The 18,409-nt window shown below is 74.8% G+C and carries 20 protein-coding genes, 2 tRNA genes and 1 riboswitch; of the genes, 11 read left to right on the top strand and 11 right to left on the bottom strand.

Annotated features, from left to right (window positions below; genetic code table 11):
• Window positions 1-49 precede the first annotated feature (49 nt).
• Window positions 50-736 (bottom strand): hypothetical protein, encoded by a 687-nt coding sequence (locus IR158_RS04210; protein WP_291809954.1) that lies wholly within the window; start codon window positions 734-736, stop codon window positions 50-52.
• 113 nt (window positions 737-849) lie between these two features.
• Between IR158_RS04210 and IR158_RS04205 the strand changes: the two genes are divergently transcribed.
• The 5 genes from IR158_RS04205 to IR158_RS04185 all read left to right on the top strand — a co-directional run bounded on the left by IR158_RS04205 (window position 850) and on the right by IR158_RS04185 (window position 5,851).
• Complete coding sequence (locus tag IR158_RS04205) at window positions 850-2,091, top strand: CdaR family transcriptional regulator (protein WP_291809952.1); 1,242 nt, start codon at window positions 850-852, stop codon at window positions 2,089-2,091.
• A gap of 123 nt (window positions 2,092-2,214) precedes the next feature.
• Window positions 2,215-3,192, top strand: coding sequence for an ACP S-malonyltransferase (locus tag IR158_RS04200; RefSeq protein ID WP_291809948.1), 978 nt, complete (start codon window positions 2,215-2,217; stop codon window positions 3,190-3,192).
• A complete protein-coding gene (locus IR158_RS04195; protein WP_291809945.1) occupies window positions 3,189-4,193 on the top strand; it encodes a beta-ketoacyl-ACP synthase III in 1,005 nt (334 codons plus the stop codon). Before IR158_RS04200 ends, IR158_RS04195 begins: the two co-directional genes overlap by 4 nt.
• A 79-nt stretch (window positions 4,194-4,272) precedes the next feature.
• Window positions 4,273-4,521: an acyl carrier protein gene (locus tag IR158_RS04190; protein ID WP_013117379.1), complete on the top strand. Its 249-nt coding sequence runs from the start codon at window positions 4,273-4,275 to the stop codon at window positions 4,519-4,521.
• 85 nt (window positions 4,522-4,606) lie between these two features.
• A complete protein-coding gene (locus tag IR158_RS04185) occupies window positions 4,607-5,851 on the top strand; it encodes a beta-ketoacyl synthase (RefSeq protein ID WP_291809931.1) in 1,245 nt (414 codons plus the stop codon).
• Window positions 5,852-5,966: 115 nt separating this feature from the next.
• Here IR158_RS04185 and IR158_RS04180 read toward each other — a convergent pair whose 3' ends face one another.
• The 7 genes from IR158_RS04180 to IR158_RS04150 all read right to left on the bottom strand — a co-directional run bounded on the left by IR158_RS04180 (window position 5,967) and on the right by IR158_RS04150 (window position 11,740).
• The gene (locus IR158_RS04180; RefSeq protein WP_291809929.1) at window positions 5,967-6,887 is read right to left on the bottom strand and encodes an FAD:protein FMN transferase; all 921 of its coding nucleotides are present in this window, start codon (window positions 6,885-6,887) and stop codon (window positions 5,967-5,969) included.
• Window positions 6,874-8,544 (bottom strand): FAD-dependent oxidoreductase, encoded by a 1,671-nt coding sequence (locus IR158_RS04175; protein WP_291809926.1) that lies wholly within the window; start codon window positions 8,542-8,544, stop codon window positions 6,874-6,876. Before IR158_RS04175 ends, IR158_RS04180 begins: the two co-directional genes overlap by 14 nt.
• A gap of 51 nt (window positions 8,545-8,595) precedes the next feature.
• Window positions 8,596-9,042 (bottom strand): hypothetical protein, encoded by a 447-nt coding sequence (locus IR158_RS04170; RefSeq protein WP_291809922.1) that lies wholly within the window; start codon window positions 9,040-9,042, stop codon window positions 8,596-8,598.
• A 216-nt stretch (window positions 9,043-9,258) separates the two neighbouring features.
• Entirely contained in the window at window positions 9,259-9,759 is a 501-nt protein-coding gene (locus tag IR158_RS04165; RefSeq protein ID WP_227575995.1) for a DUF3145 domain-containing protein, read from the bottom strand.
• Window positions 9,760-9,909: 150 nt separating this feature from the next.
• Entirely contained in the window at window positions 9,910-10,398 is a 489-nt protein-coding gene (gene def / locus IR158_RS04160) for a peptide deformylase (protein WP_291809916.1), read from the bottom strand.
• A gap of 166 nt (window positions 10,399-10,564) precedes the next feature.
• Window positions 10,565-10,789, bottom strand: coding sequence for a BldC family transcriptional regulator (locus tag IR158_RS04155; protein WP_227575646.1), 225 nt, complete (start codon window positions 10,787-10,789; stop codon window positions 10,565-10,567).
• Between the two features lie 19 nt (window positions 10,790-10,808).
• Window positions 10,809-10,883: riboswitch (cyclic di-GMP riboswitch) on the bottom strand.
• Between the two features lie 80 nt (window positions 10,884-10,963).
• Window positions 10,964-11,740: a DUF1206 domain-containing protein gene (locus IR158_RS04150; protein ID WP_291809913.1), complete on the bottom strand. Its 777-nt coding sequence runs from the start codon at window positions 11,738-11,740 to the stop codon at window positions 10,964-10,966.
• A 137-nt stretch (window positions 11,741-11,877) separates the two neighbouring features.
• On the opposite strand from IR158_RS04150, the gene IR158_RS04145 reads away from it, so the two are divergent.
• From IR158_RS04145 to IR158_RS04125, 5 genes are all read left to right on the top strand, one after another.
• Window positions 11,878-11,951 (top strand) — tRNA-Ile (locus IR158_RS04145).
• An 86-nt stretch (window positions 11,952-12,037) separates the two neighbouring features.
• Complete coding sequence (locus IR158_RS04140; protein WP_291809910.1) at window positions 12,038-12,751, top strand: phosphatase PAP2 family protein; 714 nt, start codon at window positions 12,038-12,040, stop codon at window positions 12,749-12,751.
• A gap of 14 nt (window positions 12,752-12,765) precedes the next feature.
• Entirely contained in the window at window positions 12,766-13,458 is a 693-nt protein-coding gene (locus IR158_RS04135) for a phosphatase PAP2 family protein (RefSeq protein ID WP_291809907.1), read from the top strand.
• A gap of 46 nt (window positions 13,459-13,504) precedes the next feature.
• Window positions 13,505-14,017: a hypothetical protein gene (locus IR158_RS04130; RefSeq protein ID WP_291809904.1), complete on the top strand. Its 513-nt coding sequence runs from the start codon at window positions 13,505-13,507 to the stop codon at window positions 14,015-14,017.
• Window positions 14,018-14,095: 78 nt separating this feature from the next.
• Window positions 14,096-14,168 (top strand) — tRNA-Asn (locus IR158_RS04125).
• Window positions 14,169-14,194: 26 nt separating this feature from the next.
• Here IR158_RS04125 and IR158_RS04120 read toward each other — a convergent pair.
• Together IR158_RS04120 and IR158_RS04115 are read right to left on the bottom strand one after the other, a co-directional pair.
• Entirely contained in the window at window positions 14,195-14,773 is a 579-nt protein-coding gene (locus IR158_RS04120; RefSeq protein ID WP_291809901.1) for a metallophosphoesterase, read from the bottom strand.
• The gene (locus IR158_RS04115; RefSeq protein WP_291809898.1) at window positions 14,770-15,066 is read right to left on the bottom strand and encodes a hypothetical protein; all 297 of its coding nucleotides are present in this window, start codon (window positions 15,064-15,066) and stop codon (window positions 14,770-14,772) included. The genes IR158_RS04120 and IR158_RS04115 overlap by 4 nt, the downstream gene beginning before the upstream one ends.
• Window positions 15,067-15,516: 450 nt before the next feature.
• Between IR158_RS04115 and IR158_RS04110 the strand changes: the two genes are divergently transcribed.
• The gene (locus tag IR158_RS04110) at window positions 15,517-16,311 is read left to right on the top strand and encodes a transglutaminase family protein (protein ID WP_291809895.1); all 795 of its coding nucleotides are present in this window, start codon (window positions 15,517-15,519) and stop codon (window positions 16,309-16,311) included.
• A gap of 27 nt (window positions 16,312-16,338) precedes the next feature.
• Here IR158_RS04110 and dnaG read toward each other — a convergent pair whose 3' ends face one another.
• Window positions 16,339-18,297, bottom strand: coding sequence for a DNA primase (gene dnaG, locus IR158_RS04105; RefSeq protein ID WP_291809892.1), 1,959 nt, complete (start codon window positions 18,295-18,297; stop codon window positions 16,339-16,341).
• Window positions 18,298-18,409: the final 112 nt, after the last annotated feature.

Genomic DNA, 18,409 nt, shown 5'->3' with positions numbered 1-18,409 from the left:
CATGCGGACGCCACTGTCGGGTGCGGCTCGCTGGGCGAGACGCCGGAGGTCAGGTCCCGGGGATCGCCTGCTGCGCCTGGGCGATCTCGATCCGGAGCTCGTCCTTCAGCCCTGCGATCGCACGCTGGTCGGGGTACAGGTCGAGCGACGCCAGGTGCTGCTTGGCCTCGAGCGGCCGCTCAGCGGCGATCGCCGCCCGGACCAGCTCGCGCGCCACCTCAGGGACGTGCTCACGCGGCCGCCAGTGCCCGACGCCCAGGTTGAGGGCCTCGACAGGCTGGCCCGCCTCGCACAGCAGCGCGATGCCCTGCACGAGCGCCTGACCCGAGGGGTCGCGCTCGGCAGCCGTCGTCAGGCGGCGGATGGTGCCCTCGTGGTCGTCGCGCACCGACAGCCGCGCCACCTCGATGAGCGGGTACCACGCGCGCGGGTTGCCGGCGAGCTCCTCGCCCAACGACCACACGGCCAGGTCGGCGGCGTGCTGGCGCTCGTGCTCGACGTTCGGTGCCGTCAGCGGGTCCTCCTCCGCGACGGACTCGGCAGCACGCCGACGGACGATCTCGGCGAGCGCCAGGAACGCGCGCTCGTTGTTGGGGTCGTCGCTCAGCATCGAGCGCAACGCGTCCTCGTGGAGCGTGTCCCCGCGCCGCGAGGCCGTCGTCGGGCGGCGCGCCCCGACCTTGGAGGCCGAGGAGGGTCTCCGCATGAGCTGGCGCAGGCGGGGCAGAAGAGCCATGTCGCGACCTTATCCGTTCCGTTGCGTGCGCACCCGTCCGACCGCCCGTGGACGGTGGGCGCCGCGCCCCTGAGGTTTGTGGGCTTCCCACAACATGGCCCTATGCTCGCGGGATGGCGACGTCTTCGAGGCCGCCGGCGGCGCGTTCGCCCCGCCGCAGCCAGCCGCCCCCGACCGCCCTCGCCGGTGCGTCGGCGGGGCCGAGCGACCAGAGCGAGACGCAACGCCGGGTCCGCGACGGTACAGGGCTGCTCGCCGCAGCCGCGATGCGTCGGCTCGACGACGACCTCGAGTGGTACCGCGCGCTGCCGGCCGAGGACCGTTCCTGGGTGAACCTCGTCGCGCAGGCCGGCATCACGGCGTTCGTCACCTGGTACGCCGACCCGTCGCGGCCGCCGCACGGCGTCGGTGAGATCTTCGCCGCGGCACCCCCCGAGCTGACCCGGTCGATCTCGTTGCAGCACACGCTGCAGCTCGTCCGCGTCGTCGTCGACGTGGTCGAGACCCACTCGGACCGGTTGGCCGCACCGGGTGCCGAGCGCGAGCTGCGCGAGGCGGTCCTGCGGTACTCGCGCGAGGTGGCGTTCTCGGCAGCCGAGGTCTACGCACGGGCGGCCGAGGTGCGCGGTGCCTGGGACGCGCGCCTCGAGGCGTTCGTGGTGGACGCCCTCGTGCGTGGTGACGTCGACGACGCGCTGCGCTCGCGCGTGGCGGCGCTCGGCTGGAGCGGACGCGGCTCGACGCTGGTGGTCGTGGGAACGGCCGGGGCGCACCTGGACGAGGTGCGGGCGGCGGACCTGCGCCGGGCCACCCGACGCGCCGCTGACGACGCGCTCGTCGGCATCCTCGGCGACCGCCTCGTGGTCTTCCTCGGCGGTGAGGGAGATCTGGGCGCAGCCGCCATGGCCCTGCTCCCGCGCTTCGGTCCCGGACCCGTCGTGGTCGGCCCCACCGCGGCCGGGCTGGCCGAGGCGACCAGGTCGGCGCGCGCCGCACTGGCCGGGCTGCTCGCCGCGCCCGCCTGGGCGCAGGCGCCCCGCCCCGTGCACGCCGACGACCTCCTGCCCGAGCGTGTCCTCGTCGGGGACACCACCGCACGTCGGGCGCTCGTGGAGCGCGCCTACGCGCCGCTCGCGGCGAGCCAGGGGTCGCTGCTCGACACGCTGTCGGCCTACCTCGGCGCGGGCAGGTCCCTGGAGGCCGCCGCCCGGACCCTGTACGTGCACCCCAACACCGTCCGGTACCGGCTGCGTCGGGTGTCCGACGTGACGGGGTGGGACCCCCTCGATGCCCGCGAGTCGTACGTCCTGCAGATCGCGCTGGCCGTGGGGCGGCTCGGCTCCGCGGACGACTGACCGGCCGGACCTCGGCGGGCGCGCTCCACGAGACGACGTTTGTGCGTGTCCGACAACCCTGGGTCGTGAGGTTGGTGCGAGCCGTGACCGGGCGTCGAGCCCCTCGGGCGGCATGGTTGTCGGGTGCTCGTCGTCGCCTGCCCCGGCCAGGGTGCCCAGTCCCCCGGCATGCTCGTCCCCTGGACCGAGGTGGACGGCTTCGCCGACGCGCTCCGGCACGCCGGTGACGTCGTCGGCACCGACCTGCTCGCCCACGGCACGACGTCGGACGCCGACACCATCCGGGACACCGCCGTCGCACAGCCGCTGCTGGTCGCGACCGCGCTCGCGAGCCTGCGCGCCGTCCTCGGCGCCCCGGCGGGTACCGACCTCGCCGACGTCGCCCCCGGCGCCCTGGACGTCGTGGCGGGCCACTCGGTCGGCGAGCTCGCCGCGGCCGCGGCAGCCGGGGTCCTGACGGACGACGAGGCACTGGCCCTCGTCGCCGTGCGCGGCGCCGCCATGGCGCGCGCCGCCGCCGCGACCCCGACGGGCATGAGCGCCGTCCTCGGCGGCGACCCGCAGGAGGTGCTGGCCCGGCTGGCGGCGCTCGACCTCGTGGCGGCCAACGTCAACGGCGGCGGCCAGGTGGTGGCGGCGGGGACGCTCGACGCCCTCGCGGCACTCACCGCCGACCCACCGACGCGGGCCCGCGTCGTGACCCTGCAGGTCGCAGGCGCGTTCCACACCCGTCACATGCAGCCGGCCGTCGACGAGCTCGCCGCAGCCGCCGCAGCAGTCGTTCCCCGTCGCCCCGTCGTCACGCTCCTCGGCAACGCCGACGGCGCGGTCGTCGAGGACGGCGCCGACGCGCTCGCGCGCATCGTCGCGCAGGTCGCCCGGCCCGTGCGCTGGGACCTGTGCCAGGCGACGCTCCGCGACCTGGGCGTGACAGCACTCCTCGAGGTGGCACCGGGCGGTGTCCTGACCGGCCTGGCCCGGCGTACGCTGCCGGGCGTCGAGACCCTCGCCCTGAAGTCCCCTGCCGACCTCGACGCCGCGCGCGACCTCGTCCGCCGGCACGCCGGTACCGCCCCCACACCCCAGGAGAGCACGTCGTGACCCGACCGACCCTGACGCAGGCCACGGGGCCCGCGCACACCCGCATCCTCGGCCTGGGGGGCGTGCGCGGCGAGCGTGTCGTGACCAACGACGACCTGGTGGGACCGATCGAGTCGTCCGACGAGTGGATCCGCCAGCGCACGGGCATCGTCACGCGCCGCCGCGCCGCCGAGGGCACCGACGTCCTCGACCTGGCGGAGGGCGCCGCCCGTGCCGCCCTCGAGGACGCGGGCCTGACCGGCGCCGACATCGACACGGTCATCCTGTCGACCGTCACCTACTTCCACCAGACACCCGCGGGGGCCGCGATCATCGCCGACCGGATCGGCGCGACGCCGGCCGCGGCCTTCGACATCTCCGCCGCGTGCGCCGGGTACTGCTACGGCATCGGGCAGGCGGACGCCCTGGTCCGGGCGGGCACGGCTCGTCACGTCCTGGTGATCGGCGCGGAGAAGATGAGCGAGTTCGTCGACCCGACGGACCGGTCCATCTCGTTCCTGCTCGGCGACGGTGCCGGTGCGGTCGTCATCGGGCCGTCGGACACCCCGGGCATCGGGCCGACGGTGTGGGGGTCGGACGGGGCGCAGGCCCAGGCGATCCGCCAGACGCACTCGTGGCTCGCGACGCGGGACGAGGGCGCCGGCTGGCCCACGCTGCGCCAGGAGGGCCAGTCGGTCTTCAAGTGGGCCGTGTGGCAGATGGCACCCGTCGCGCAGAAGGCCATGGACGCCGCGGGGGTCACGCCCGACGACATCGAGGCGTTCATCCCCCACCAGGCGAACATGCGGATCATCGACCAGATGATCAAGCAGCTGAAGCTGCCTGCGTCGGTCGTCGTCGGCCGCGACATCGCCGAGACCGGCAACACGTCCGCGGCCTCGATCCCCCTGGCCGCCGAGCGGCTGCGACGCGAGGGCCAGGTCGGCCCCGGCGCGCTGGCGCTCCAGATCGGCTTCGGCGCGGGCCTGGTGTACGCCGCCCAGGTCGTCGCGCTGCCCTGACCCGCCCCCGGCGGCCGGCGCGACGCGCGCCTGTACCGTTCAGCACGTCCCTGCACCACCCGACACGAGGAGACACCCGATGGCCCACAGCGAGCAGGAGATCCTGGCCGGCCTGGCCGAGATCGTCAGCGAGGAGACCGGTCTGCCGACCGACTCCGTCCTGCCCGAGAAGTCCTTCACCGACGACCTCGACATCGACTCCCTGTCGATGATGACGATCGTCACGCTCGCGGAGGAGAAGTTCGACGTCCGCATCCCCGACGACGAGGTCAAGAACCTCGCCACCGTCGGCGACGCCGTGAGCTTCATCGCCGGCGCCCAGGCCTGAGCCTGCGCGCTGCACCCCGTGTGCACCCGGGCGGTGCGCCGGCCCCACGGCCGAGCGCACCGCCCGCCTGAACCGAGGAGAACCCATGAGCACCGTCCCCGAGGTCGTCGTCACCGGACTGGGCGCCACCACGCCGCTCGGCGGTGACGTCCCCAGCACCTGGCAGGCAGCGCTCGCCGGCGAGTCCGGCGCACGCCCGTTCGACAACGACTGGGCCGAGCGGTACGAGATCGCCGTCAACTTCGGTGCGACGCTCAAGGTCCCCGCCGACCAGGTCCTCCCCCGTCCCGAGCTCAAGCGCATGGACCCCTCGGCGCAGTACGCGATCATCGCCACGCGCGAGGCGTGGGCCGACGCGGGCTCCCCCGAGGTCGACGGCGACCGGCTGGGCGCCGTGGTGTCGTCCGGCATCGGCGGCATCTGGACGACCCTCGACGGGTGGGACACCCTGCGTGAGAAGGGCGGCCGGCGCGTGCTGCCCATGACCGTGCCGATGCTCATGCCGAACTCGCCCGTCGCCTACGTCTCGCTCGAGCTGGGCGCACGGGCCGGTGCCCACGCCCTGGTCTCGGCGTGCGCGTCCGGTGCCGAGGCCATCGCCTACGGCGTCGAGATGATCCGCAACGGGCGCGCGGACGTCGTCGTCGCCGGCGGGACCGAGGCCACGATCCACCCGATGCCGATCGCCGCGTTCGCGGCGTCCCGCACGCTGTCGACCCGTAACGACGACCCTGCCGGCGCCTCGCGCCCCTACGACGTCGACCGCGACGGGTTCGTGATCGGCGAGGGCGCGGGCATCGTGGTCCTGGAGTCCGCCGCGCACGCGGCGGCCCGTGGGGCTCGGGTGTACGGCCGGATCGCCGGCCTGGGGCTGTCCGCCGACGGCTACCACCTCACATCCCCCGAGCCGTCGGGCGACGGCCAGATCCGGGCGATGCGCGCCGCGATCGCCGACTCGGGCGTCGCGACGACCGACGTCGTGCACGTGAACGCGCACGCGACGTCCACCGTGGTCGGCGACCTCATCGAGGCGCGCTCGATCCGGGCGGTCCTGGGTGACGACGCGGATCACGCCGTGCTCTCGGCGACCAAGTCGATGACCGGTCACCTGCTCGGCGGGGCGGGCGCGCTGGAGACCATCTTCAGCGTCCTCGCGCTGCACGAGCGCACGGCGCCGCCGACGATCAACGTCGCCAAGCCCGACCCGGAGCTGGTCCTCGACCTGGTGCGGGACGAGCCGCGGGCACTGCGCGCGGGCCCCGTGGCGGCGATCAACAACTCCTTCGGGTTCGGCGGCCACAACGTCGCGCTCGTGGTGACCTCCGCCTGACAGGAGCCGTCGTCAGGGCGGTCGCCGTCCTGCTGGGGTTCTGGTCCTGCTCGCGTGCGGCGCGTCCGCGACCGTGGCGCTCCTCGACGAGGTGCCCACGCTGCTGCGCGGGTCGTCACCCGACGGTCCGCACCGGGTCGCCGCCGCGTCGCGCGAACACCTCACCCGGCAGCGCGAGCGCGACGCGCGCGCGGGAGTCGGCGTGCAGCTGCACGTACGTGTGCTCGGCGACTCCCTGCAGGACGTCGGCGTCGGCCAGGAAGAGTGCGGTCGCCAACCCGTCCGCGACCATCGCCCGCTCGCCGAGGACCCACGTGGCGACGACCCCGCGGGCGGGTGCACCGGTGCGGGCGTCGAGGACGTGGTGCAGGCCGTCGCCCCAGGTTCGCCGGTCGACCGCGGAGGCGCACAGCGCCGCGTCGCGCAGCTCGACGACCCCCAGGACACGTCCCGGGTCGCCCGGCAGCTGCAGCCCGACGCGCACCGCGTCCGGGCCACGGTGGAGCATGTCGCCGCCGGCATCCACGAGGTACTCCCCCACGCCGCACGCGCGCAGCTCCGCCGCGACCAGGTCGACGAGCTGACCCTTGCCGGCCGCTCCGACGTCCAGGAGCACCGGGAGCGTCGCGGTGACCGTGAGCGCCTGCCCGTCGCGCACCCGGCGCGTGAGCACGTCGCGCGTGCGGACGCCGCGGCCCACGGCCAGCGGGGTGCCGGCGGGACGCAGGCGGTACGTCGCGTCGTAGCCGAGCCGCTCGAGGCTGCGTCCGACGAGCGGGGTCACGGCGCCGCAGGTGCGCTCCTCCAGGACGTCGTACAGGTCGAGGAGCTCCGCCGCGTGGCCCGGGAGGTCGTGCGTACCGCCCTCCTGGGCCATCCGGGACACGACGGAGTCCGCACGGAACCGCGACCACACGCGGTCGTACGCGTCGATGACCGCGTGGACCCGGCCGAGCGTCGAGTGCGCGAGCGGCGCCGGGGTGTCGATGCTCCAGAGGGTCCCGATCGCCTCGAACCTGGTCTCAGCGCGTGGCACCGGCCGTGACCCCGCCCGGCTCGACGTGGGCGGCGGCGCGGTCGCGCCTGCTGCCCGGCACCCGCCGCCGTGCGCGGGCGCGCACCGCCGGAACCGCCGCGGCGGGTGCGGCCGGTACGGCTACCCCGGCGGGCGACCGGTGCGCCGGACGCCGGCCGTACCCCGTGAAGTTGTCGGTGCGCACGTGACGCACCCCTGCCTCGCGCAGCACCGCGCGCGCCCGCCGCACGAGGTCCGGCGACCCCGAGACGTACGCCGCCCGCCGCGGCAGGTCCGGCATCGCCGACGCCAGGGCCGACACCGTCAGCCGGGTGCCCCGGTGCCACGTCCAGCGAGGCGGGAGCGCGGGCACGGGCTCCGGCGAGACGATCACGACGCGCGCCCGCGTGCGTGCCAGGCGCCGCAGGTACGGCGGAGGCATCCCCGTGGGGCACACGAGGACGAGGACCATGTCCCGTGGTCCCGCGTGCTCGATCTGGGAGATGAAGGGCGTGACACCGATCCCGCCGGCGATCATGAGAACGGGACGCGTCGGGTCGTCCGGCAGCAGGAAGTCGCCGCCGACCGCGGTCGCGCGCACCGTGGAGCCGACCGGGGCCGCCATGAGCGCGCGCTTGAAGCCCGAGGGGCGGTCCCGCACGCTGAACGCGACGGAGACCGCGTCCCGCCCTGCGGGGACCAAGGAGAACACGCGGCGCCGCCCTCGCCCGTCGGGGCGCATCCGCACCACGTCGATCTCGGCCCACTGCCCGGGTTGCCAGCGCAGGGCGCGGGCAGGGCGCAGCAGCACCTCGTGGGCGCCGGGGCCGGGTGAGCCGTGGCCCACGACCACGAGGCGCAGCGCCCGCGGCGCCGCGACGAGGGCCGTGACCAGGTTGCCGGTGACGATCGCGAGCTCGGGTGACGTCGAGAGCGGCCCGACGGCGAACGGGACTCCGGCGAGCGCCCCCACGAGCACGGCGACCGCGAGCCGCGCGCGTCGCCGCGGGGCCTGCGTGAGCGGCTCGACGACCATGAACGCGGCGACGACGAGCACGGGGTGCGAGCCGGCCACCGACGCGAGTGCGTCGAGCGGATCCTGCCCGGACAGCACGAGCCGGGGCACGGTCACGGCCAGGTACGCCGACCCGTACGCGACGGCCACCGTGCCCGTGCCCGTCCGGCGCAGCACGGCCAGGCCGGCCACGAGGACGACGGGCGCGAGCAACGGCGTCGCGACCCACCACACAGGGGCAGCGGTGCCGAGCACGGGCGCCACCACGAGCCCCGCGACCAGCGCGCCGGCCGCGGCGGGGTTGAGCAGGTGGCGGCCACGCCACCGGACGAGGACCTTGGAGAGCCCCGCGGCGGCCCCGACGAGCCCGGCGCCCACCAGGGACTCCACCGTGAGCGCGGGCCAGAGCAGCAGCGCCAGGAGCAGGCCCGTGATCAGCGACGACTCGACGTGCGCCCGCACACCGCTGACGAGCGCACCGACCAGGCTCGTCAGGAGCGTGCCTGCCGACGCCGCGCCGACGGTGGCGGCGAGCGCGACGGGGTCCACGTCGAGCATGCCGAGGTGCCCGAGCCCGGCTGCTGCCCCGTGCACCGTCAGCAGCGCCAACGTCGCCGTCCGGTACGCGCCGAGCCCTCCCGCCAGGCCGTCGAACCGGCCCATCAGGGCGCCACCGTCGGGTCCGGCGCGCACCCCTCCGACGCACCGGACCTCTCACTCGTCGGCGGCATCGCGCACCACCTGGTCGAGCGCCGCCATGAAGCCGGCACCTGTCGAGGACGATCCCGCGAGCCGGTCCACGGTGACCTCGTCCAGCGGACGACCCACCACGGACTCCACCACCGCGGACGCGAACCGCTCCTGGAACCGCAGGGACGTCGTGTTCGTCGCCGCCGGGTCGACCCGCACACCCGTCACCACGCCGCGCGCGAGGACGACGGTCACGTCGATCTGCTGCGGCCCTCCGGGCGTCTCGTAGCTGCCGCTCCCGCTGTACGTGCCGTTCGCGGTCGGCAGGGCACGGGTGTCGTGACCGTCGGGCCGCGTCACGGCGCCGGTGTCGGCCGGTGTCGGGACGGCGCACCCGGTCAGTGCGAGACCTGCGCCCAGGCCGGCGGTGGCCCGCAGGGCCCCGGGCAGCAGCCGAGGTCGTGCTGGCATCGGCGTCCTCCGCGTGTGACAGACGTGCCGCGCTCGCGGTCCGTCTCCCCCCGGATGGCTGTCGACGCACCCCGCAGGCCGGCGGTGCGTGGGTGGGACGCTAGCGGACCGGCGCTCGGACGCCGTATCCGCATCCGACGTGCGAAAGGTTTCACAACGCCGTCGGGGCGGCCGATCCACCCGAACGGTGGGCCAGCCGCCCCGACGACCAGGACGTCAGCCGACGCGGTGCAGCCAGCGCACGGGGGCACCCGCACCCGCGTACCGGAACGGCTCGAGCTCGTCGTCCCACGCCTGGCCGAGCGCCAGGTCCAGCTCGCTGCGCAGACGGTCGGGGTCGGCCGCGTGCTCGAGAGCCGCACGGATGCGGTCCTCGGGGATCACGACGTTGCCGTGCACGTCCGTCGCGGCGTGGAAGATGCCGAGCTCGGGTGTGTGGCTCCAGCGCGACCCGTCGACGCCGGCGCTCGGCTCCTCGGTCACCTCGTACCGCAGGTGCGCCCAGCCACGCAGGGCCGACGCGAGCCGCGCCCCCGTCCCCGGCGCGGCCTGCCAGGAGAGCTCGGCACGGTAGAACGTCGGGCCGGCGGGCTGGGGCGTCCAGTCCAGGCTGACGCGCGCGCCCAGCGCGTTGCCTGCCGCCCACTCGACGTGGGGGCACAGCGCGCGCGGCGCGGAGTGCACGAAAAGTACACCGCGGGTGATGGCACCGGCCATGTCGTCCTCCCGGAAGGGCTCGAGGGTCGCCTTCCCCAACGACCTCGCCCCGGACAGGGAACGTCACCAGCACAGATGCAGCGCACGCGGCGTGCAGGGCTCAGGATGCCCCATCCATCCCCGCAGGTCCAGCGGACTCGCGGCGCAGTGCTAGAGCTGCTCGCGGATCGCCCGCATGGCCTTCTTGCGCACCGAGCGCTCGAGCCTGTCGAGGTAGAGCATCCCGTCGAGGTGGTCGACCTCGTGCTGCAGGCACCGCGCCATGAGTTCGGTGCCCTCGACCACGACCTCGCGGCCGTCCAGGTCGGTGCCGACCACCCGCGCGTACCAGGCGCGGTGGGTCGGGAACCAGAGCCCGGGCACCGAGAGGCACCCCTCGTCGCCGTCCTGGTACTCGTCCTCGGACAGCTCGACGACGACCGGGTTCAGCACGTAGCCGATCTCGTCGTCGATGTTCCAGGAGAACGCGCGCAGGTTCACGCCGATCTGGTTCGCGGCGAGGCCGGCGCGCCCGTCCATGTCCACGGTCTCGAGGAGGTCCTCGACCAAGGACCGGACACGGTCGTCGATCGTGGTGATGGGGTCGCAGGGGGTGCGCAGGACGGGGTCGCCGACGATGCGGATCTCACGCAGGGCCATGCCTTGATCCTTTCACGTCCGACACGGCAGGCGAGCCGCGCCCGTCGGCCGTCCGCGGTGCGCGACGACTCCGGGACACGGCTCGAGGAGGCAGCACGACGCCGGTGGTGAACAGGTCACCACCGGCGTCGGCGTCGTGGATGCGTCGTCGTTGACGGCGCGGAGATCACTCCGCCGCGCGCTGCTGCGGGACGCCGGTGAGGAGCTGACGGACCTCAGCCTCGTGGAACCGGCGGTGGCCGCCCAGGGTGCGGACGGCGGAGAGCTTGCCCGCCTGCGCCCAGCGCGTCACGGTCTTCGGGTCGACGCGGAACAGGACCGCGACCTCACCGGGCGTGAGCAGCGCACCCTGCGTGAGGGGCGACTCGTTGAGGGGGGTGTGAACAGCCATGGCTGGTACTCCTTCGTCGTTCGGTAGCTCGGCTGACCCTGAAGGCCCCGTGGCTTTGCGTCCCCACCTTGCGGCGGGTTTGCCGTTTGTCGCTGACAGGCTCGACTATGCACCAACCTGGACAAGTGTGCAAGAACCTCCGCGATGCCAGATCTGTCCGGAGCGGGTGAAAAGTCACAGCCTGCCGAACCGGGACCTCACACCGCAGTACACCCCAAAAGCTACGAGGCCGAGCGCGACGAGCAGGAGCAGCACGGGGCCGGCCGGGGCGTCCCGCAGCGCCTGCAGCGCGCCGTCCAGACCGCTGGCCTCCTGCGGGTTCGCCGTCGCGGCCGCGATCACGAACAGCACCCCGACGACCACGAGGGCGACACCCTTGGCGGCGTACCCCACGACGCCGGCGTTCCGCGCCACCCGGCCCGCGGTCCCGCTCGGCAGCCGGTGCAGGTCCTGCAGGAACTTCTTCGTCAGGCCCTTGTGGACGTGGTAGACGCCGACGACCACGACCCCGACGCCCACCGCACCCACGAGCAGCCGCCCGCCCGTCGACTGCATGAGCCGCGCCGTGGCGCTCTCGGTCTGGCCACCGCTCGACGCACCCTGCAGCACCGAGTAGGCCGTCGCCGCGAGCGCCAGGTACACGACGGCCTTGGCTCCGGACTTGACGCGGTCCGACGTCTCACCGGCAGCACCGCTGAGCGCAGCAGCCGCCTGCCACGCCGCGAGCGCGACGAACGCCACGACGCTGAACCAGAGCACCACCGCGCCGAAGGGTGACGCGGCGATCGTCGTGAACGCCCCCGACTCGTCCGCACTGCCTCCGGAGGACCCGAGCGCGAGCTGCGCCGCGAGGACGCCGATCAGCACGTGGAGCAGACCGCTGGCGGCGTAGCCCGCCCGTGCGCCCAGCTCCCAAGCACCCTGCGGGGACCTCGTCGCGACCGTGGCCATGACACCTCCTCGACGCGGGCTCCCCCCACTGTCCGACGACCGTCGGTGCCCGCAGCGATCGTGGCAGCGGTCGGCCCGTTCGGCATCCGGAGAGGCGACGGGTGCGTCCGACGTGCCGGTAACCTGCACGAGATCAGGGGCCAGTAGCTCAGTCGGTCAGAGCAGCGGACTCATAATCCGTCGGTCGTGGGTTCAAGCCCCACCTGGCCCACCGCGTCGGGGCCGTGCCGACCGTCCGGGCGGGCATCATGCCTGGTCCGGGGTGCGAGCAGCACAGCCGGCCCCTACTGTCACGCCATGCTCGCCGAACCCGCACGCCGCAGGGCCGTGCTGCGTGCTGCCGCGCTCGGTGCAGCCGTCACGGTGCCCGTCGTCGCGCTCGCCGTGGTGGTGCGCGGCGAGTCGGGCGCCGTCGTGCGGTTCGACGAGTCCGTCGTGCGCGCCGCGACCGAGGTGACCCGCGGCTCGGAGGGGCTGCGGCTGGTGCTCGTCGTGTGGCAGGCGGTGTTCGCCGCCCGCTGGGTGAACCTGCTCGTCGTCCCCGCGGTGTGCGTCTGGGCGTGGCGGCGGCACGGCCTGCGGGACCGCGTCGTGTGGTGCGCGGCGACGGTCGCGGCGGGCTGGGTGCTCCAGGCAGCCGCCAAGGGACTCGTGCAGCGCGCGCGTCCGGTGGTCGAGGACGCGGTCGCGCACGCGCCGGGCTCGAGCTTCCCGTCAGGGCACGCCGCGAACACCACCGTCGTGGCCGTCGCGCTCACCGTGCTGGTGTGGCCGCTGCTCGGGCGCACGGGCCGGGTGGTGATGCCGGTGACGGCGGCCGCACTCGTGGCCCTGACGGCGGCGAACCGCGTCCTGCTGGGGGTGCACCATCCGTCCGACGTGGTCGCCGGCACCCTGCTCGGGCTGGCCGTCGCCGGCGCCTCGTACGTCGGCTGGCGACGCTCGGTCGCCGACGAGGCCGACCATCCCGACCCCGGCGACCCGCCCGGCGCGGGACGACCGACCCCCTGACCCCCGGAGGACGCGTGCACGACTTCTGGCACCGCTACGAGACCGACACCCGTGCACCGTCCGGCAGGCAGGTCCGCCACGACCTGACGAGGCGCGTGCTGCTGCCCGCCGTCGCGCTGTGGTGCGTGGTCGTGGGCATCGGGCTGCTCATCACCGGACCGCTGGGCAACCTGCCGAGCGAGGCCGGCGTCAACACGTGGTTCGTCGCGCAGCGCACACCCGCCCTCGATGCGGTGACCACGGTGCTGTCCGCGATCGGGCAGACCGAGTTCCTCATCGGGGCGTGCGTGCTGGCCATCGCCCTGGTGTGGTGGCGCACGCGGCAGTGGTGGTACGCGATCGTGCCCGGGCTGGCCGTCGCGGTGCAGGCGGCGATCTTCCTGACCGCCGCGCTGGTCGTGGGCCGCGAGCGTCCGCAGGTCGAGCAGCTCGACCACGCACCGCCCACGTCGAGCTTCCCCAGCGGTCACACGGGCGCCGCGACGGCGTTCTACCTCTCGCTGGCGTTCATGGCGCAGCGCATCACGAACCCGGTGGCCCGGTGGACCGTGACCGTCCTGTGCGTGCTCGTGCCCGTTTCGGTCGGCGTCGCGCGCACGTACCGGGGGATGCACTCCCTGACCGACGTCCTGGTGGGGTTCCTCAACGGCGCCACGTGCGCGCTCCTCGCGTGGAACTACCTGCGGCGCGGTCCGGACGGGCGCTGAGCCCGCCCGGCGCGGCGGCGGTCCGCGGCACGGCTACGGTGGTGCCGTGGCCCTGTTCTCCCGGCGACGCCGGCTGCCCGATCCCCTGCGACATGCGCTCGACCTGCGGGCCGACGCGGTCCTCGCGGCCGCTCCCCTCGACGACGGCCGCTGGGTCGTGACGACCCGCCGCGCGCTGCACCTCGTCGTGGACGACGGCGCGGTGCGCACGCCGTGGGCCGACGTGGACCGCGGCTCGCTCGACGCCCGGACCCGCACGCTGACGGTGCACTGGGTCAGCGGTGCGCGCACCGAGCTCGTCCTCGAGACCGACGACGACGCGTGGGACCTGGTGCAGTCGTTCCGGGAGCGAGTGCAGCAGTCCGTCGTCCACGTCGAGCACGTGACGCTCCCCGGCGGGCGTACCGCCGTGCGGGTCGCGCTGCGACGCGACGAGGACGGCGACCTGTTCACCCAGGTGATCGGCGACGGCACCGTCGACCTCACCGACCCCGCCGTCGCGCGGCGCGTGGCCGATGCCGAGACGCACGTGCGCGCCGAGGCCGGTCTGGCCCCCTGAGACCGGCGCGCAGGGCGCGGTGCACGACCCCGTGGGGTCCGGCACCCCCGCGAGCCTGCTAGGGTTTTCCCCGCACGATCCCCCGTAGCTCAATTGGCAGAGCATTCGACTGTTAATCGAAGGGTTACTGGTTCGAGTCCAGTCGGGGGAGCCGCAGAACGAGGCCTCCGTCCCGCGTCACCGCGGGTCGGGGGCCTTCGTGCTGCCGGTCCGGGAGGCGTGACCGGCCGCTCGTCGCGGCAGCCGGTGCAGCTCGACGTCCGCCACGGTCCCGGCCCGCAGCGTGAACGTCAGGTACGTGCAGGCGGGCTGCCGGCGACGGTCGGTCGGCGAGCCGGGGTTCAGCAGGCGCAGCCCCGCCGGCGTCACCGAGTCCCACGGGATGTGGCTGTGCCCGAAGACCAGCAGGTCCAGGTCGTCGAACCGCTCGTCGCACCGCCGCTCGCGACCCGCCGCGGCACCGGTCTCGTGCACGACGCCGACGCGCACGCCGGCCACGACCGCCCGGGCCACCTCGGGCACCCGGGCCGCGAGCGCGGGCGGGTCGTTGTTGCCGTGACACGCGAGCAGGCGGGTCGCGCGTCGCTCGAACCGGTCGAGCAGCTCGGTCGCCACCCAGTCCCCCGCGTGCACGACGAGGTCGGCGTCGGCGACGGCCTGCCAGACGACCGGCGGCAGGTCACGCGCGCGCGCCGGCACGTGGGTGTCGGCGACGGCGAGCACGCGCACCGGGGCGCCGTCGGCAGCGCGGGTCACGGGCGGCGGAACGCGCGCCGGTCGACCCCGGCCTCCCGGGGCCGCAGCGCGGCTCGGCAGCGCGGGCACACGTGCTGCACGGCATCGGCGTGCGGCCCGGACTCGGGCAGCGCCTCGTGCCACTCGACGTGCGGGAAGCGTGCGAGCGACGACCGGCTCAGCGCCAGGCCGCAGACGGTCTGGTTCTTGCCCTGGACCCACGCGTGCACGTCACCCGCGGGGCGACGCACACCGTCGGGGTCGGTCCAGGTGCTCGACGCGGCGACCTGGGCGCTCGAGAGACGTCGCGGCACGTGTCTGCCTCCCTTCACCGCGCGGCCCACGCCGCGGCGCGTCCCAGCGTGGCACGCGCGCCGGCACGCCACCACGCGACCGCCGGGGGCGGCTCGCACCAGCCCCGCCGGCCGGGCCCGCGGGACGTGCCACGCAGCGCCTGGGCACCCCTGAGCACACCCCGGACAGGCCTGTGACCTGCGGCGGCGTCGGGGGCGATCCGAGGGCTGGACGTACGCCCCCACGAGCCTCACACTTGCCTCGATCCCGCTCGCCCCGGGACCATCTCACCGCCTCTCCCCCGTCTCTCCCCCGCCTCGCCGTGCCCCCGTCCGGGTGCCCACCGACATCGTCGACCGGCTTCCGGACGAGCCGTCGACCCCGCGTCCCGCGCATCCGCTCCTCACCGTGCCGTCCCCTGTCACCACCCGTCGTCCGGCCCGTCCTGGCCGGGGAAGGATGCGTCGTCCGTGCTGCGCTCCGTGGCTGCCCACCTCTCGCTCGACGTCCACGCGCCGCTCGAGCTGCTGCTCTCCGTGGCTGTCGCGGAGGGTCCGTTCGAGCGCACCGAGCTGATGCTCGCGCGCACCGACGACGACCCGCTCGACGTGCTCGAGATCAAGACGCCGCACGGCGGACGCATGCACCGGATCCTCGCGCCGGCCGGACGCGTCGTCGTGGACTACCAGGCGACGGTCACCGGTCAGGCCACGGCTCCCCCGGTCGAGGACGTCGACCTCGTCGAGTACCGCCGCCCCAGCCGGTACGCCGACTCCGACCGGCTCCTCGCGTTCGCGCGGGACCAGTTCCGTGACCTTGCCGAGGCCGAGCTCCTCGACGCCGTCGTGACGTGGGTGAGCAGGCACGTCACCTACCTGCCCGGATCCAGCCTGCCGACGGACAGCGCCACGGACACGCTCCTGAAGCGGCGCGGCGTGTGCCGGGACTTCGCGCACCTCGTCGTGGCGCTGCTGCGGGCGTGCGACGTGCCGGCCCGTCTCGCGTCCGCGTACGCGCCCGGGCTCAAGCCGATGGACTTCCACGCGGTCGCCGAGGCGTACGTCGAGGGCGCCTGGCACGTCGTCGACGCGACAGGGCTCGCGCCGCGCGCGTCGCTGCTGCGCATCGCCACGGGGCGCGACGCGACGGACACCGCGTTCCTGTCGTACTACGGCGGGAACCTGCGGCTGCGGTCCATGACCGTCACGGCCGTGACCGACACGAGGGTCACGGACGACGGCACCGGGCTCGTCGCGCTGCGCTGAGGGCGTCCGCGGGCCGCCAGGACGACGTCAGGCGGGCCGGAGGGTGCGGCGCTGCGCCTCGAGCTCCAGGAGCTCACCGAGCAGCGTGCGCTGCTCGTCGGCGTCCGCATCGGCGCCGAGCCTCTGCAGCCGTCCGCGGACGTCCGCGACCCGGCGCGTGAGGCCCACGTCGACCAGGCGCATGACGACGCCGCGCACGTACCCCGGCAGCGAGTCCGGGCGGTCCTCGGGCAGCGGTGCCACCGACAGCTCGGTGAGCAGCGCCCGCACCGGCTCCGCCGCCGCGTCGATCACCGCGCCCACCCAGGCGGACTCACCGCCACGGGCCACGATCTCGACGGCTGTCGCGACACCCCCGGCGGCACGGACGGCCTCGTGCGCGGCGCGGTACGCGGGCGCCGTGCAGGCGTCCGGCGCCAGCGCGTCGAACTCCGGGGGGACGAGCGTCGGGTGCTGCAGCACCACCTCGAGGGCCGTGCGCTCCACCTGCGCCACCGGGTCCCGACGGTCGGGCGCGGCCATGCGGACCACCGGCACGGGACCGGAGGTGTCGGGCGACCCGGCGCCCGGACGCCGGACGCCGTCCCGGTCGCCCGGGCGGGAGGGCGTGCGCGTGCCGCGTCGTGCCGCGTCGGCGACCGTGCGGCGCACCCCGGAGACGTCGTCCATGCCGAGCCAGCCCGCCAGCAGCCGCTCGTACTCGGGTCGCAGCGCCGAGTCACGGATCCCGGCGACCACGGGTGCGGTGGCGCGCAGGGCGCTGACGCGTCCCTCGGCCGTCGTCAGGTCGTGCGCCGCGAGCGTCGAGCGGATGACGAACTCGAACAGCGGCTGCCGCGACGCCACCAGGGCTCGCACGGCGTCGGGTCCGCGCGCCTGGCGCAGCTCGCACGGGTCCATCCCCGAGGGCTCCACCGCCACGAACGTCTGCGCGTTGAACGCCTGGTCCTCGCCGAACGCGCGCAACGCCGCCTTCTGGCCCGCCGCGTCGCCGTCGAACGTGAAGACGATCGCGCCGCCCACGGACGAGCCGCCCGCGAGCTGCACGCCACCTGCTCCCCCGGAGTCCCCGACGAGCCGCCGCACGATGCGCGCGTGCTCCGGGCCGAAGGCCGTCCCGCAGGTGGCCACCGCCGTCCGCACGCCCGACAGGTGCATCGCCATGACGTCGGTGTAGCCCTCGACCACGACCACCTGCTTCTCGCGGGCGATCTCCCGCTTGGCCAGGTCGATGCCGTAGAGCACGTGCGACTTGCGGTACAGCGGCGTCTCGGGGGTGTTGAGGTACTTGGGGCCGGTGTCGTCGTCGAGGAGCTTGCGCGCGCCGAACCCCACGGTCTCCCCGGTCACCTCCCGGATCGGCCACACCAGCCGCCCACGGAACCGGTCGTAGATCCCGCGCTGGCCCTGGCTGACGAGCCCGGAGGCCGTCAGCTCGGCCTCGGTGAAGCCGCGCCCGCGCAGGTGCCGCAGCAGGCCGTCCCAGCCCTGCGGGGCGAAGCCGACGCCGAAGTCGTCGGCCGCCGACCTGTCGAACCCGCGCTCCGCGAGGAACGCCCGGGCCACCGCGGCCTGCGGGGTGACGAGCTGCTCGCGGAAGAACTCCTCGCTGATGCGGTGGGCGTCCAGCAGGCGGCGACGCCGACCGGGCTCCTCACCGGGCCGCGAGGGCCCCCCGCCCTCCTCGTACCGCAGCTGCATGCCCGCCCGGGACGCGAGGTACTCGACGGCGTCGGTGAACCCCAGGCCGTCGACCTGCTGCACGAACGCGATGACGTCGCCGCCCTCGCCGCACCCGAAGCAGTGGTAGCGCCCCACCTGTGGGCGCACGTGGAAGGACGGCGAGCGCTCGTCGTGGAAGGGGCACAGGCCCTTGAGGGAGCCGACGCCGGCCGGCCGCAGCGCGACGTGGGCACCGACGACCTCCTCGATGCGGACGCGCTCGCGGACGGCCTCCACGTCCTCCCGCAGAATCCGTCCGGCCACGGCCCAGAGTCTAGGCGTCCCGACCGGACGCGGGGACGCGCGCTGCTCCGTGCAGGCGCCGCGGGCCTCCGTGCTGTCGAATGTCCTGCGGGCCGCGCGTCATGCGGGTGAC

Origin of the sequence: Cellulomonas sp. (genome assembly GCF_015234515.1) — a bacterium.
GTDB lineage: Bacteria > Actinomycetota > Actinomycetes > Actinomycetales > Cellulomonadaceae > Cellulomonas.
This window is presented reverse-complemented; position numbering and strand designations above follow the sequence as displayed.